Below are 15,780 nucleotides of genomic sequence, written 5' to 3' on the forward strand. Positions count from 1 at the left end.
CGTCGGATCAAATCCACACGTCGAGGGTCAGTCCGGTCACCTGGGCGTAATCGCAGGCTCGCGTATTACGGTCGGTGTCGAGCGCCGTCATTCCGGAAACTCCGCAGCCTTCTGGGCGTCGCGCTCCCGGTAGATCTCGTCACACATCTCTCGCATCAGCGCGATTTCGTCATCCGTATACCGTGGCGGCGCGGGCGGCGGGACCGTCACCAGCACCACCTCGCCCGCCGTCACGCGGGTCTGAAGTTGCGCGGTGACGGCCGCGACCGCCTGATCCTTCGTCGCGCCCTCGGCCGCCACCTGCGGCGCCCCGAGCACGCTCGCCGTGAACGTGCCGTTGGACTGCGTCACAAAAATCGGGAACGTCATGCGCGGCCCTCCTGTTCGCATCGTAACAGGTGCGGCTCAGTCCAGGTAAACGAACTCGTTGGCGTTCAGGCACAGCAGGGCGTACCGCGTGAGCGCCTGGGCGTCACTCAGCTTGTGCTTCTCCTTCAACTGGGCGATGAACGCGGCGTCCGCCTTCACCTCGTCCGCCGACGGCACCCGCCCGGTGGTGAGGCGCACCGCGCGGGCGATCTGGGCCGCCACGTTGTCGGGCGCCTCCTTCTGGAGCCGCTTCGCGAACGCCTCGGCCTGTTCGTTGGCGAACTCGCCGTTGAGCAGCCCGAGCGACTGCGTGGGCACCGTGGTCACGTACCGCACCGGGCAGCTCGAGTCTGGGTCCGGCTGGTCGAACCCGACCAGGATCGGCACCCGCAGCGACCGCTTGACGTGCGCGTACACGCTGCGCCGGTTCCCTTCGTCCGGCGGCGATGTAGGCCAGCCCTGGCCCGGCACCGACTGGCCCGCCAGCACCTCCTTCGGGATCTTCGGGTAGGTGCTCGGGCCGCCCATCTTCAGGTTCAGCGCGCCGCTCACCGCCAGGATCGAGTCGCGCACCTCCTCGCCCGACAGGCGCCGCATGTTGAACCGCCACAGGAGGTTGTTCGCGGGGTCCGCCTTCAGGTTGCCGGCGTCGGCCCGGGCCGACAGTTGGTACACGCTCGACATCATGATGAGCTTGTGGAGCCGCTTCAGCTTCCACTCGCCGCCCGTCAGCTCCTGAGCGAGCCAGTCGAGCAGCTCGGGGTGCGTGGGGGCCGAGCCGAGCTTGCCGAAGTCGTTGGCGCTGTCCACGATCCCGCGGCCGAAGTGGTACTGCCACACCCGGTTCGCCATCACCCGGGCGGTGAGCGGGTTGTCCTTCGACGCGATCCAGTTCGCCAGCACGGTGCGCCGGCCGCTCGACTTCTGGCCCGGCTTGGGCGGCGCGATCTCGGGCTCCGGCAGCCCCAGCACCTCCGGGAACCCGGGCTTCACTTCCTTGCCCTTCGCCTGCGGCGAGCCGCGCACCAGGATGTGCGTGGTGGGCGGGGTCCGTTCGCAGTTGTTGACCGACAGCGCGAGCTGCTGGCCCGCCGGGCGGGTCCGCTTTTCCAGCTCCGCGCGCTCGCTCTTGAGCGCCGCGTACCCGTCCTTCACCGCACCCTTGAGGGCCGGGACCACCTTCCGCTCGATCACCTGCGGCCGGTCGGGTCCTTCGGAGGCGCGCTGGTCCTCCGCGGGCAGCGTCTTGATGACGTTCTCCTCGATCTCCTCCATCAGCTTCTTGATCTCGGCCGCCCGGGCCATGCGCTTCTTGAGGTCCTCCTCGTACTTCGCGCGCTGCTCCGGCGGGGTGATGTCCGAAAGGCTGTTCGCGGACCGCACGTCCCGGTTCTCGGAGTACGGCTTGATGTCCCGGAAGAACGCGACCAGCTTGTAGTAGTCCGCGGCCGGGATCGGGTCCGCCTTGTGGTCGTGGCACCGGGCGCAGTTGAAGGTGGTGCCCAGGAACCCCTGGCCCACCGTGGACACAATGTCGTCGTACCCGTCGAACACGGCCAGCAGCGGGTCGGCCGGCTCGTCGTCCCAGATGCCGAGCCGGTAGAACCCGGTCGCGATCACCGCGTCGGGGTTGTAGCCCGGCACCTCGTCACCCGCGAGCTGCTCCTTCACGAACTGGTCGTATGGCTTGTCGTCGTTGAAGCTCTTGATGACGTAATCGCGGTACCGCCACGCGAACGGCTTCGGGCCGTCGCGCTCGTACCCGTTGGTCTCCGCGAACCGCACCACGTCGAGCCAGTGCCGGCCCCACTTCTCGCCGTAGTGCGGGGAGGCCAGCAGCCGGTCGATCAGCTTCTCGTAGGCGTCGGGCGACCGGTCCGCGACGAACGCGTCCACCTCTTCCGGGGACGGCGGCAGCCCGGTGAGGTCGTATGTGGCGCGGCGGATCAGCGCCGCCTTCTCCGCGGGCGCGACCGGCTTCAGCCCCTTCGCTTCGAGCTTCGCCAGCACGAACGCGTCGATCGGCGTCTTCACCCACCCCGCGTCCTTCACCGCCGGCACGGCCGGGCGCGTGACGGGCTGGTAGGCCCAGTACTTCTTGGCCTCTTCGGTGACGACGCCCTTGTGCGCGGCCTTCTCGGCACCGCCGAGCCGGTCCGCCGGGACCGGCAGCCCTTCTTTAACCCACCTCTCGATGATCGCGATGTCCTTGTCGGGCATCTTGCCCTTCGGGGGCATCTTGGCCGCGTCGTCCTTGTAGTGGATCGTCTTGAGCAGCAGGCTGTCCGCGGGCGCCTTGAGATCGACCGCCGGGCCGCTCTCCCCGCCGGCGAGCACGCCCTTGCGGGTGGCGAGGTTGAACTCGCCCTTCAGCTTTGCCGGGTCGGCGCCGTGGCACTTGAGGCAGTGCTGCGTGAGCACCGGCAGCACCTCCTTCTCGTAGAAGTTCACCTGCGCGGCGGTGAACTTCGGCGCGGGCTCGGCCGCCTTGTCGTCGGCCGCGCGGGAGCGGAACCCGCCGGCGAACGCGACCAGCGCCGCGGCGAAGCCGGTGAGCGCGAGCGTGCGTGAGATGCGTGAGGTCATGGCGTGGGTCCGGCAGGCGGGGGGCGATTGCGTAATCGGTGGGCCAGTCGCGCCGGGGAGGGGCACTCTCCCGGTTATTCTCGGGGGCGCCGCCCGGGCCGCACAGGGCGATTCGGGCGGCGCGCTCTTGGGCGCTCGGTGGTGGCACCACGGACAGCCCGGGGCTCGGGCGGTCCGCGGTCCCAATCGGCTCACGGCGTTTCGACGGTCACCGCCACCACGATGGGCGCCGAGCGGTCGGAGCCCTTCACGAGTTCGATCGTCTTCACCACGGCGTCCGGGCGGTTCGGGGTCACGCTCAGGTAGCGGACCTGCTGCCCGCCCCGCAGGGTGAACGCGAGCTTCGACCCCGGCACGTCGAACTTGCCAATGTAATCGGCAAAGTGGACCCCGTCGCGGAGCGCGTGGTCTTCGGTCTTGCCGTCGTCGTAGGTGAGCCGCACGGTCATGCTCACCGGGCCGTTCCGCGCCGGCTGCTGGGCCGCCCACCCGCCCACGCCGCTCAGCAGGTGGACCGCCTTCGCCTTGCCGTTGAACGGCAGCGACACGCTCTTGGGCATTTTCGGCGGCACGACGCCGTTCGGCCCGTTCAGCAGGACGACGTTCTTCACCTTGTCGCCCTGCGGGTCCACCAGCACGAACGGCACGCCGTCGAACGTCTTGGGCTTCCAGTCCGGGAACACGAGCCGCTCCGCGGCGCCGCCGGCATCGAAGAACATGTCCTTCGTGCTGACCACCGTCGCCGCCTTGTCCAGCGGCAGCGGGACGTACTTGCCCTTCTGCCCCAGGAACTCCAGCAGGTCGGTCAGCTCCTCGGGCTTCATCACCTTCTCGAAGCCCTCGGGCATGAGCGACTTGTCGGTCTCCCGCATGCTCACGATATCGGCCTTCGCGAACTGGTGCCGCTTGGCCTCGGCGTCGATCAGCTCCACCGACGTTCCGGTTTGTGCCCCCAGGATGCCGATCACGGTGCGGTCGTCGACCGTCGTCAGGCGGTACAGCTTGAAGTTGCCCTCCACGCTGCGCGACGGGTCGAGGATCGCGATCATCAGCTCCTCGCGCGGGTGGACGCCGAACCCGGTCAGCTCCGGCCCGATGGCGGTCCCCTCGCTGCCGTGCTTGTGGCACTTCGCGCAGTGCGTGACGAACATCTTCTTGCCGTTCTCGACGTTGCCGGTCCGCACCAGCGCCGTCTTCAGCTCCTCGATCACCTTCTGCCGGTCGGCGTTCGGGAGGCCGCCGCCCAGTTCGAGGATCTTGCGGGCACGCGCGCCGATCTCCTTGTCGGGGTGCGACGCGAGCGCCTGCCGCTGGTCGAGCGCCAGCAGGTCGAACCGCAGTTGCCCCTTCTCGACGGCGTCGAGGAACGCCTTCGTGGAGTCGGTCTTCGCGAGCACCAGTTGCAGCGCCGCGGACCGCACCCCGACCGGCAGGTCTTTCAGCTTCGCGACCACCGCGACCGTCGCGCCCTTGGCTTTAGATTGTCCGAGCGCCTCGAAGATTCCGCCGGCCAGCGCCGGGGAGGCGTCCGCGGCCACCGCCGCGAGCAGCTTGGCCGCGGCCTCGTCGTCGTTCGGGCGGAACTCGATCACCTGCTGCGCCGCGGCGACGCGGTCGGCGTCCTTCGCGCTGGCGTCGGCCAGGGTGGCGAACGCGGCCTTCGTGAGTTCCGCGAGCTGGGCCTCGATGCCCTTCACGCCCCACGTGGAGGCGAGCTTGACCAGCCGCCCGCGCGACGCCCCCGGGAGCGTGCCGAGCAGCTTCCCGACGGCCTCCTCTTCGGCCGCGGTGAGCGCGGCGGCGCGGCCCGCGGGCCACCCGGCGGCGAGCCCGGCCACGATCCGCTCGGCCACCGCCGGCTTCGCCCGGGCCGCGGCCGCTAGCACGGCCGGCAACCCGTCGGCGTCGGCGTCGGCGAGCGCCCGGGCGGCGGTCTCCACCAGCGGCAGCAGCGCCGCGCGGTCGGGCAGGTCGGCCGCGCCGGCCAGGAGCGCCCGGGAGTGCCGCGCGACCGCGGCCAGCAGCGCCGGCGAGTTGGCGTCGGCGTCCCCGGTGGCCGCCACCAGCCGGGGCAGCGCGAACGCCGAACCCGTGCCACCTTGCGGCAGCTCCGCCAGCGCCAGGAGCCCGGCCCGGCGCACCTTCGCGTCGGCGTCGGCGAGGGCCGATGCGGGGATCTGCGCGAACCACTTGTCCTCGCGCGGGAGCACCGCGAACGCGGCCGTCCGGACCGGCGCCGACGGGTGCGCCAGCGCCGCGAGGACCGCCTTCGCCGCGTCCTCGTTCTTGCCGTCGAGCGCGCCGAGCGCCGCCAGCGTGTGGAGCGCGTGGACCGCGCCCGGGTTGTTGCCGGTCTCGTCAACGGACTTGTCGCCCAGCGCCTTGATGAGCGCCCCGACGATTTCGGGCGCCGCGCTCGCCGCCAGGAGCCGCTGGGCGTGCAGCCGCCACGTCATGTTCGGGTGCTTCAGCGTCGCGACCAGCTTTTCGGGCGTCGCGCCCTTCAGCGTGAACGGCTTCTCGTCCTTCGCCTTGGTGTACACGACGCGGTAGATGCGACCGTGGACCTTGTCGCGCAGTTCGGTCTCGTAGGCGTTCCCCTTGCCGTTCCGGAAGCCCGCAGGGGTCGGGTTGTGCTGCACGATGAACGCGTACCAGTCCACGACCCACACGTGCCCGTCCGGACCGACCTGCGCGTCGATCGGGGCGCACCACTCGTCGTCGCTCGCGACCAGGTTCCAGCCGTACTTGCCCCGGAAGCTCATCCCCGCCGGCTGAAGGGTCATGGTCGCCGTCAGGTGCCCGGTCGGTTCCGAGATGAACGCGGTCCGGTTCCAGTACTCGCGCGGGTACGTGCGGGCGGTGTACACCGCGATGTTCGACGCCGCGGTGAACCCGCCGTGCCAGTCCACCTGCCGCACCTTCTCGGTGATCGGTTCGATGTGGTTGTCGGCCGCGATGTTTTGCAGCACGGTGGGCGCGAGGCCCTTCACCTTCTCGTAGTAGCGGTTCGGGATCGGCATGTGGACCAGCGGGCACCCGTTCGCGGTGCTGCCGAACAGCTCGCCGCTCTCGTCGAAGCACAGGCCCCAGGTGTTGTTGTTCGTGCTGCGGAGGAACTCGAGCTTGGTCACCTTCAGCGGGCCGTCCGCGGCGCCGGCGGGCTCCACCTTGAACCGGTAGAACCCCTGGCGGAAGTTGTGCCGCTCGCCGCCGACCGTGCCGTTGAAGCCGGCGTACCCGACCGCCCCGTACACCCAGTTGTCGAACCCGTAGCGCAGGTTGCTCGGGCCGGCGTGGGTGTCGCCGGTGCTCCACCCGCGGAACAGCTCCTGGCGCACGTCGGCTTTGCCGTCGCCGTCGGTGTCCTTCAGGAACAGCGTGACCGGCGCCTGGTGGACGATCAGCCCGCCCGCGTAGGGCAACAGGCTGGTCGCGATGCTCAGCTTGTCCGCGAACGTGGTCACCTTGTCCGCGACGCCGTCGCCGTCGGTGTCCTCGCACACCACGATCTTGTCGCGGCCCTGCCCGGCGGGCTGCATCTCGTTCGGGTAGTCCACCGTCACCGACACGAACAGCCGCCCCTGCTCGTCCCAGGTGGTCGCGATCGGCTTCCCGCCCAGCTCCTTCTCGGTGATGAACACCTTGACCTGGAAGTCCACCGGGGTGCTGATGTGCTTCAGGCTCTCCTCGACGGGGAGCGGCTTCTGCATCTTCGAGAGCGGGCCGCCGCGCTCGCCCCGGGCCGGGTAGAACGGCACCTTCGCGTCCACGTACTCGAACGGCTTCACGTCCTTCGGGAGTTTCGTCATCTCCGGGGCGTCGAAGTAGGCCCCCACCGCCGCCGGGTCCTGCTTCACCGCCCACCGCAACCCGCGCTCGAGGAGGTTGTGGAACCCCTCGTGGCTCCAGGTGCGGGCGTCGTGGCCCCACGCGGTGTAGAACACGCGGCCCCGGCCCTGCTCGCGGACCCACGTCCACGGCTCCTTCAGGTCGCCCTCGGCGCGCACCTCCAGCACCGTGCGGCCCTGCTCGTTGTGCTTCGTGTGGACGTAGGTCTCGTCCCAACTGCTGAAGCTCTTGAACCCCTGCATGATCGGGTGGTCGGCCTTAACGGTCTCGGTGCGGAACGTCCCGGTGCCGTGGCTGCGGAACTGCGCCCCGACCAGCGCGACGTACTTCGGCGAGTTCAGGAAGCAGTAGCTCGCGCAGTGGACCGGCACGAACCCCTTGCCGCCCTCCACGTACTCCAGCAGGGCCTTCTCCTGCTCCTCGGAGATCTTCGTGTGGTTGGCGTAGATCATGAGCGCGTCGTACCCGCCGAGCGTCTTCGCGTTCAGGTCGTCGAGCTTGTCGGTGTAGGTCAGCTCGATGCCGCGCTTGGCGAACACGGGCTGGAGCTGTTTGAAGCGGTCCGCGGGCCGGTGCCCGGCGGCGTCGCCCAGGAACAGGACGTTCAGCTTCGGCGGGTCGGCCGCCGTGAGGACCGGCGCCGCGAGCGCGAGCGCGATCAGGGAGAGCAAGGCACGCATGGTTGCTCCAAGCGAGAGAGAAAGCAAGAGCCACCAACAAGCACAACGAGTCCAACAGCCGGGAACCGGAAGCAGACAAGATTAACAGGATTTAACGGGCTCGAACAACAGGCCGACTCGCGTCGGTCGCGTCGGCCCCGCAATCTCTTGGTTCCTGGTTTCTTTTTGTGTCCGTTGTGCGCCCTTGTGGCCACTCGATCTTCCGTCTTTACACCAGTTCCGGTGCTACCGAATCGGTCAGGTGCTGAATGATCCCCGCGACGGCCCCCTGCCGCTTGCTCCCTTTCGCACGCACAACGGTGCAGTCCGCGAACGACGGCGGCAGCGCCCGCTCGCGCGCCCGCCCGACCACCGTGTCGAAGAGGGCCTCGTCGATTTCAAAGAGGGGCGTGTGGATGAACACCGTTGCCGGGTTGAACAGGTTGATCACCGCCGCCACGCCGACGGCCACGAACCCCGCCACCTCGCGCAGCTCCGCGCGGAGGTCAACGGCCCCGGACTTCGCGAGGTCGATCACCTCGTCCACGTTCACCGCGCGGCCGAGCTTTTGCGACGCGAGCCACGCCAGCGCGGAGTCGCTGGCGACGGTTTCGAGGCACCCGGTGTTGCCGCACCCGCACCGCCGCCCGCCCACCGGCACCGCGGTGAAGTGCCCGATCTCGCCCGCCAGGCCCGACCGTCCCTTTAAAAGGCGCCCGCCGCTCATGATCCCTAAACCGACGCCGGCGCCAACGTCCAAAAGTGCAAAATCGTCGAGCCCTTTTGCGAGACCGTAGTGCCGCTCGGCGAGGCACAGTGCGTGCGACTCCTGGAGCACCGTACACTCGATCCCGAGCCGCTCGGTCAGGTCCGCCGCGGGGCAGTGGTTGTCGGTGATCGCCACGTTGGGCGACAGCACCCCGCACCCCTTCCGGTAATCGACCAGCCCCGGGAGGCTCACGCCGAGCCCGAGCGTGGCCACCCCGGGCCGGGCCATGAGCGTCTTCGCCGCACCTTCAAGGGCGTCGAGCAGTTCCGGGTAGGTCGCGGGCGTCGGGACGGTGATCGCGTCGTCGCGGAGCGCCCCGTCGAGGCCCGCAGACACGACCTCGCAGTGAACGACATCGATCGTCACCCCGAGCACCTGCGCGGAGGTGGTCGCGAGCCGCAGCTTCGGGGCCGGCCGGCCGCGGGCGAGTTCCGTCGCGACGGTCTCTTCGAGCAGCCCGGCCTTAATGAGGGACGCGACCGCCTTCGACACGGTCGGCGCGCTGAGCCCGCTTTCGCGAGCCACCTCCGCCCGCGAGAGCCCCCCCCGCAACTGGATGACGCGCAGCACCTGGCGCTCGTTCAGCTTTCCGACCAGCGCCGGCCGAATCGTGGTGATCGCGGACATCCTTCGCGCGTCCCGTCTGTGTTTGTTGACAGCCAGGATACCCGAGCTGCTACTGTTTGTAAAGGGGCTTTAGTAAACCACGCTTAGAAATGAGTTGTGAGACCGCGGACGCTGCAAATGCAGCGAAACAGATCGTATTTAGTCGCTTATTTATTAGGATTTGCCAGCGGGTCGCGGTGCGGGCGAGCCTTCACACTTCGGCTCCTTGGTCGAGACCGCTGTGCTGCTTCAAAACGGAAGGGTTAAAACGCCCGCGGCGGTCGCCCTTCCGGAGAAGGGCGACCGCCGCAAGGGAGCGTTCGGACGAGCGAACCGAATCCGTCAGGAGACGGTCGGCACGTTCGGCTGTCCGGCCGCGTCGGCGCGCTGCTTTTGCTGTTCCAAGGGCAGCAGCTCCTGCCGGTAGATGGGCACGTCCCGCGGGGCCTCGATTCCGAGCCGAATCTTGCCGCGGTCGATGTCAACAACCGTGATGCAGATGTTGTCGCCGATGAAGATCTTTTCACCCAGTTTGCGACTGAGAACGAGCATGGTCGCGTCCCTCCGTTGTGCGTCACTCGTCCGTAAAACGCTCCCCAATTCTACGTCATGATTCTGTCGGGAGTTGCGGCGCGCTACGAATTGGTGTTTCGACACCTGGGGACGCCGAGCGCACCGCCGTCATAATGGGCGCAGCACTCACCGATACACGTGAACACTAGGCGCAACCCACATTGCGAGCCGAATCGCGTCACGTCACCCAGTCGAGTCGGCGAAAATGCTACAGGCTCATGGACGGTATCGTACCACCTGCAAAATTCTTCCAACCACGCCGCAAGCAGACGCACTAGCGACAAGACACGTACCCGAAGACCTATTTTGGTCGGGCGCCAATCTGTCACCCGGCTCGTGTCCCTAGTTCTGTAAGCGGCCAAGAATGCGCAGAAACGGCCACCAAAAAAAGCAGCAGACCGCCCAAACGGTCTGCTGATGTGAAGCGATTGGCACTAACAGCCGCATGATCTCAACTTGGAGTGCGGCGGGTTGTGGGAGGCACGGTTCCGTTCGCGTTCAGGTCGGGCGCTTGTCAGGCGTGTCTGAGAACGGACGAGCGGTCCGTGGGCGACAGACACCATTTGGGTGGGGCGCACCTGCGGGCGAACGGCAGCCTCGACCACAACCCGCGTCCCGTCACGCCACGCACGACATCTCGGGCACGGCGCTGCGGGACTTGTTCTTGAGGAACTCGAGCGGGCGCGGGTCGCCTTCGTAACGGGCGTCGGCCGGGTGGAAAATCGCCTGCTTCAGTTTCGCCCGCTGCTCCAGCACCGCGAGCTTTTCCGGCGTGCCGGGGGCGGCGGTCGTCGGGGCGCCGGGCAGCGGCGCGCTGCCGGTGAAGTTGCCGACCCCGCGACGGGCGTACTTCGAGGTCGAGGGGTACAGTTCCTTCACGCCCGGGGTGTAGTAGCAGCTCCAGCACAGCCCGCGCGGACGGTTCACCTTCGACTTCGTGCAGTGACGGCAGATCGGGTTCATGGCGATATCCGAGGTTTGGGTAAGTGCGTGCGTTCGGGTCAGGGGCTCGTATGCGGGCCGTGCCGAAAGAAGCGATTTTTCACTCCCACCAGCACCGATTTACTGTTCAGATGACTACTGCGGACCTCGCGTGGCGCGTGCGGCCGTGTTGTCTGGAAGGGCCGCTCAGGCGGCGGCGATTTCGGGCTGCATCGTGAGCGGCTCGTTCGCCGGGTTCGGGGACTCGATCGGGAGCCGCTGGGCGATCGCGAGTTCGACCTCGGCGAGCAACTCGCGGCGCATCTCGTCGCGGGGCGTGTCGTCGAACCAGTTGAGGAACCAGCGGCACGCGGCGGGCTCGCCGAGACGCTGGTCGGCCTCGAAGCAGGCGCGGGCGAAGAACTCCTCGACCTGCCCCACGGACTCGAGTTCGTCGCCCTGCCAGCCGCAGAACCCGAGGGCACAGGCCGCTTCGACCGGCCAGTCCTGAACGCACATGAGCGGAGGGGGAGTTGTGGTGCTGCCTTGGGTCAGTCGGGGGTCGTCGCCACGGAGCGCGTCGCGGAGCGATTCCAACCCGGCCGTCGAGAGCACCGGCACGAACCCGTCCCGCCACACCAGACGCCAGCTTTCCATGGTTCCGCCCTCCGCACTCGTGTTCGCTTGGTCGCGTTCAACCCGTTCGGTTGCAGTTCCAACTCCTCAGTTGCATCCGACACACGATTTATACACCTGTACACTACGCATGTCAACCGACTCCCGCGCGGATTTTTCGATTTTCTTTTTGCCTGAACACGATTCGTCATTTTGATAGACATTTTTAACCATGTGAATTGCACGAAAAGTGACATTTCTGGTTTGTAACCGGCCTGGAATAGAGGTGTTGAAACTGGTGGGTGCGGGTGGTGCCGAATTTGAGGAGGACGAATCGTGCAGCGCCTGTGTTTACTGAGCCTGTGTTTAGCGGTGACGGGTGCGACGACATCGGCCGCAGAGCCGGAGATGAAACGGGTCGAGTGGAAGGTCGGCGAGCGCCTGCGTGAGGCGCTCGTTTGTGCCCCGGCGAACGCGACAACAACGGCCCGCCCGCTGGTGTTCGTTTTTCACGGCCACGGCGGCACGATGAGACACGCGTCGCGATCGATCGGGGTTCACACGCACTGGCCGGAGGCCATCTGCGTGTACCCGCAAGGGCTCAACACGCCCGTCAAACTCACCGATCCCGAAGGCAAGAAGAGCGGGTGGCAGATCACCGCCGGCGAGCAGAACGACCGCGACCTGAAGTTCTTCGACGCAATGCTGAAGTCGCTCCGCGCGGACTACAAAGTGGACGAGACGCGCGTGTACGTGACCGGACACTCGAACGGCGGCCGGTTCACGCAACTCTTGTGGGCCGAGCGCGGGGACGTATTCGCGGCAGTCGCGCCGTCGGGTACGACCGCTACGGCTTTAACGAAGTCGTTCGAGCCGAAGCCGTGTTTACACATCGCAGGGGAGAAGGACGAACTGGTCAAGTTCGCGTGGCAGAAACAGACGATGGAAGCCGTGCGGAAGTTGAACGGCTGCGAATCCGAAGGGACGCCGTGGGACAAAGAGAAGACCCCGGCGGGTGTGCTTTACGCTTCCAAAGCTGGAACGCCGTTCGTGGAACTGGTGTATCCGGGCGGTCACACGTTCCCGGCAGACGGGGCGGCGCGGATCGTCACGTTCTTCAAACAGCACGCGAAGAAATAGCACAGCGAACGCAGTATCGTGCGCCAGAGCCCGGTGCGCCTTTGCACCTTGAAAGTGCGAAGGCACACCGGGCTCTGGCGCGCGGCACACGTACCTGCCGGATTACTCTTTCTCTTTCTTGTTGCCGAACTTGGTGAGCTCGACCGCGCTCTCCATGTCCTGGCCCGCGAACTTGCCCGTCATGGTCATCTTCAACATGCCCAGCGGCATGTCCTTCGAGGTCCACACCTTCATCTCGGACTCGATGTCCTGCCCGAACACCTTCATCTTGGCCTTGTAGGTGGTCCAGGACGTGTCGTACTCCTTGCCGTCGATCTTGACCTTCTCTTTGCCGTCCTTCAGCTTCTCGATGTCCACCTTGCCGCCGCCCGGCACGGCGCCGCCCTTGGTCGGGTCGAACGGCTTGGTCAGGTCGATCTTCTGCGTTTGCTCGTTCTCTTTCTTCTGCCCGCCGAACTCGACGGCGCTGACGATCTTGAGCGTCAGCTCCTTGTCGGTCTTTTCGGTCACGACCTGGCGCATGGTGCCCGGGATCGACAGGTCGCCGACCTTGGTGGTCAGCTTGTACTCGGCGAAGTCGCCGACCTTGGCGCTCTTGTACGGGTTCTCTTCGTCGGCCGCGCGAACGGCGAGCGGGGCGAGCACGAGGGCGAACACGGCGAGCAGGCGGAAGCGCATAACATACCTCAGGAAGGTGCGGGAGCGAACGGCCCCGCGGGTGGGGGGATTATAGCCGCACCGCCGGTGCAAGAGCTTTAGGAAAACCGCTCACCCGCCTTTGAGGAGCTTCGCCAGCGCCCGCGTCTGCTCGAAGTGCTCCATCACAATGGTCAGAACCGCCGTCAGCGGGACCGCCAGGAACATGCCCGGGACGCCCCACAGCAGGCCCCAGAACGCGAGCGAGCCGAGGATCACCAGCGGGCTGATGCCGACCGCGTTGCCCAGGATCATCGGCTCGATCACCGACGCCGACGCCCCGTGCCACACGAGCAGCAGCGCCGCCGCCGCGAACGGCTCCCACGACGGGCCGAACCACAGGAACGCGAACCCCACCGGCAGCGCGTACGCGATCACCGTGCCGATGTACGGGATGAAGTTGCACAGGAACGTGAGCACCGCCCACAGGAGCGAGAAGTTCACCCCGGTGGCCCACAGCACCGCGCCGACCGGGGCCGCCAGAAAGAAGCTCGACTTCACCTTCGCCTTCAGATAGCTGATGACCGCGGCGTTGACCTCCCCGGCGACCTGGAGGATCTGCTCCGCCCGCTCCTTCGGGTACGCGCGCCGCACCCGGGCCGGGAGCTGCGTGCCCTCGAGCAGCAGGAACAGCAGGTACAGCCCCACCACGCCCGCCTCGATCATCGCGGTCGCGGCGACGCCGAAGATCAGCCGCACCACCAGCCCGATCTGCTCGGTGGCCTGCACCCGCATCGGCCGGGTGTCGTTGCGCGACACCCACGGGGCGTAGGCCGACACGCCGCGCTCGAGGGCGGTGAGCAGGTCGTCGGCGCGCTGCGTCAGTTGGGGCACGTCGTCGCGGAGGGCGAGCACGCTCGCGGAGGTGATGAACGCCAGCCCGACCAGCGCGCCGGCGGTGCCGCCCGCGAGGATCGCGATCGACGCCGGCGTGCCGACCTGTTTCCGCAACCGGGAGTGGTACGGCATCAGCACGTACGCGAGGAGCACCGCCACCAGCAGCGGCCGCAATACCGACGCGAGCTGGAGCATCAGGTACCAGCCCGCGGCAGTCCCCATCAGCACGAACGCGACCGTGCGGAGCGTGTCGGGCGCGCGCCAGCGCGGGAACTGTGCGGTGTCGTGGTGCGGGTCGTGCGCGGACATGAGTTCGTCTCGGGCGGTCGGAGCCGGGTCGAGGTCCGGGCATCTTACCTTTTGTCTCTCGCCCGAACCATGACCCCATTTCCGGAAGTCCCGAACAGGCAACTGAAATTGAGGCGATTGTTAAAATCACCAGGGATAAGTGTTGTGAACTGTAGCAGCCGGCGCGCGATTTTGAGGCAGTGGAAGCCTTGTGAAAAAATACACAAGAAAAACTTGCTCCGCAAATTGCTCCCCATTAACGACTTGCAAGAATGCCTTTCGGAACAGGGAACCCGGCTCAGCGGTTGCACTACCAAGTGATGTAAGCTACCCGCAGGATAGCCGGAACTATCCTGAGAGCGAGTACGAAGAGCAGAACTCCCCACCCCTACCGCTCGCGTCCGCGTCGGCTTGGAACACCGACGTGAGAAGGCGAACGGTCCTCACCAGACGCGGGGGATTCGCGCCGTAACGTGCGCAAGCACGCCGGCCCGAGCTGCCCGCGAGTGGACCGCCGGAGATGGATCGGGTCCGTTGGACCCGCCCCTGTTCCCCGGTCCGAGTGTGTGACTCCCGACCCGCCGCGCCCGCCCCCCGACCGGAGGGCATAAGGCCGTGCGTCGCCGTCGGCCAAAGTTCGTGTCTCCACCCGTCGCGTAGAACCGCGCCGCGGGTGGTAGGGAGGTCCGTTGTTTTCGCCCCTGACCTTACGGAGATGACCAAGTTGTTCGCGAACCTTCAGACGCGCCCCCGCATCGTGACCGCCGCCCTCTTCGCCGTGGCGTTCGTGGCTCTCGTGAGCCACCCGACACTGGCCCAGTCGCTCGGCGCGGACGTGTGGAACGTCTCGAACCTCCGCGATCAGGTCCGCGCCGCGACCGACGAGAGCGCGCGGCTCAGCGCCGAGGACGACACGGTTCTGAACCGGATCGCGGTGAAAGAGTCGATCGTCCGGGAACTGATCGAGGGCCGCGCGACCCTGACCGAAGCGACCGACCGGTTCACGCAACTGAACGCCGCCCGCCCGCAAGCAATGGACGCCATCCGCTTCGCCTTCCCGGGCACCACGGACCGCGAGAAAACGGCTCGCAACGTGATCTCCTTTGCCCTCGGGCGCACCCCGCCCGCCGCCCGCGCGGCCCTCTCCGCGCGCCTCGAAGCCGAGTTCCAGCAGGCGGTCGCCGCCGGCTGATCCCGCTTCTCCCGCTCCCGGCCGGCGCCCCGGCCATTCCCTCTCCGCTGCCCCCGCGCTCCGCGCGGCGCCCGGCCGATGTCGGCCGGAGGCGCCCGCGGAGCGGACCGAGGTTACCTTACGGAGGTTCTTGTGATGGCCACGATTCGTCGTCCCGGTGCTGCTTCGGCCGCCGTCCTGGTCGGACTGACCGTCAGCCTGGGCGCGGCGCACCTGTTGGCCCCGGAGTGGGCACGCGCGGCCGGGCTGGACGTGTGGAACTACGCCGCGCTCGACGCGCAGAAGCAGTCACTCGCCGACGAACGCGCCGACATGGACGCCAAGGCCGAAAGCGACACCCGCCGCCGCGGGCGCGCCGACCAACTGGCCGCCCGGCTCATCACCGGGGAGGGCACCCTTCCGGCCGTCTCCGCCGAGATCGGCGAGTTGTTCATCAACGACGCCGGCTGGCAGTGCGCGCTGGCGGCGTTCTACCCCGAACTGCGGGACCCGCGGTTGCTGCACGCCCGGCACACGATCGACCGGGCCGTCCGGCAGCTCGATCACGACCCGTCGCGCAAGGCCGCGCTCCGGGACCGGCTGGAGGATGAGTACCGGGCGATGAAAGCCCAGTACGGTTCGACTGCGACCCACTGAGCCGCGAACCGTTCGGATTCGATTTGCGGGTAGAAGCTGGT

The 15,780-nt window shown here is 67.5% G+C and carries 12 protein-coding genes; 3 read left to right on the forward strand and 9 right to left on the reverse strand.

What is annotated here, in order from left to right; genetic code table 11:
* Nucleotides 1-87 precede the first annotated feature (87 nt).
* The 7 genes from R5W23_RS20640 to R5W23_RS20670 form a co-directional block, all read right to left on the reverse strand.
* Complete coding sequence (locus R5W23_RS20640; protein ID WP_320687922.1) at nt 88-369, reverse strand: hypothetical protein; 282 nt, start codon at nt 367-369, stop codon at nt 88-90.
* Nucleotides 370-405: 36 nt separating this feature from the next.
* Entirely contained in the window at nt 406-2,955 is a 2,550-nt protein-coding gene (locus tag R5W23_RS20645) for a PSD1 and planctomycete cytochrome C domain-containing protein (RefSeq protein WP_320687923.1), read from the reverse strand.
* A gap of 191 nt (nt 2,956-3,146) precedes the next feature.
* Nucleotides 3,147-7,487 carry a PVC-type heme-binding CxxCH protein gene (locus tag R5W23_RS20650; RefSeq protein ID WP_320687924.1) on the reverse strand — a complete coding sequence of 1,447 codons (4,341 nt, stop codon included), beginning with the start codon at nt 7,485-7,487 and terminating at the stop codon, nt 3,147-3,149.
* A gap of 208 nt (nt 7,488-7,695) precedes the next feature.
* The gene (locus R5W23_RS20655; RefSeq protein WP_261187240.1) at nt 7,696-8,862 is read right to left on the reverse strand and encodes an ROK family transcriptional regulator; all 1,167 of its coding nucleotides are present in this window, start codon (nt 8,860-8,862) and stop codon (nt 7,696-7,698) included.
* A gap of 321 nt (nt 8,863-9,183) precedes the next feature.
* The gene (locus R5W23_RS20660; protein WP_010044691.1) at nt 9,184-9,393 is read right to left on the reverse strand and encodes a carbon storage regulator; all 210 of its coding nucleotides are present in this window, start codon (nt 9,391-9,393) and stop codon (nt 9,184-9,186) included.
* Between the two features lie 639 nt (nt 9,394-10,032).
* Nucleotides 10,033-10,377 (reverse strand): hypothetical protein, encoded by a 345-nt coding sequence (locus R5W23_RS20665; RefSeq protein ID WP_261187239.1) that lies wholly within the window; start codon nt 10,375-10,377, stop codon nt 10,033-10,035.
* Between the two features lie 165 nt (nt 10,378-10,542).
* Nucleotides 10,543-10,992 (reverse strand): hypothetical protein, encoded by a 450-nt coding sequence (locus R5W23_RS20670; RefSeq protein WP_261187238.1) that lies wholly within the window; start codon nt 10,990-10,992, stop codon nt 10,543-10,545.
* 366 nt (nt 10,993-11,358) lie between these two features.
* Between R5W23_RS20670 and R5W23_RS20675 the strand changes: the two genes are divergently transcribed.
* Nucleotides 11,359-12,090: an alpha/beta hydrolase family esterase gene (locus R5W23_RS20675; RefSeq protein WP_320687925.1), complete on the forward strand. Its 732-nt coding sequence runs from the start codon at nt 11,359-11,361 to the stop codon at nt 12,088-12,090.
* 102 nt (nt 12,091-12,192) lie between these two features.
* On the opposite strand, the gene R5W23_RS20680 is transcribed toward R5W23_RS20675, so the two are convergent.
* Both R5W23_RS20680 and R5W23_RS20685 read right to left on the reverse strand, forming a co-directional pair.
* Nucleotides 12,193-12,768 carry a hypothetical protein gene (locus tag R5W23_RS20680; protein WP_261187236.1) on the reverse strand — a complete coding sequence of 192 codons (576 nt, stop codon included), beginning with the start codon at nt 12,766-12,768 and terminating at the stop codon, nt 12,193-12,195.
* Nucleotides 12,769-12,858: 90 nt separating this feature from the next.
* Complete coding sequence (locus R5W23_RS20685) at nt 12,859-13,932, reverse strand: AI-2E family transporter (RefSeq protein ID WP_320687926.1); 1,074 nt, start codon at nt 13,930-13,932, stop codon at nt 12,859-12,861.
* A 694-nt stretch (nt 13,933-14,626) separates the two neighbouring features.
* On the opposite strand from R5W23_RS20685, the gene R5W23_RS20690 reads away from it, so the two are divergent.
* Both R5W23_RS20690 and R5W23_RS20695 read left to right on the forward strand, forming a co-directional pair.
* A complete protein-coding gene (locus R5W23_RS20690) occupies nt 14,627-15,103 on the forward strand; it encodes a hypothetical protein (protein ID WP_320687927.1) in 477 nt (158 codons plus the stop codon).
* Between the two features lie 135 nt (nt 15,104-15,238).
* On the forward strand, nt 15,239-15,739 hold the full coding sequence (locus tag R5W23_RS20695; RefSeq protein WP_261187233.1) for a hypothetical protein: 501 nt from the start codon (nt 15,239-15,241) through the stop codon (nt 15,737-15,739).
* Nucleotides 15,740-15,780: the final 41 nt, after the last annotated feature.

It is taken from the genome of Gemmata algarum, from assembly GCF_034097035.1.
Lineage (GTDB): Bacteria > Planctomycetota > Planctomycetia > Gemmatales > Gemmataceae > Gemmata > Gemmata algarum.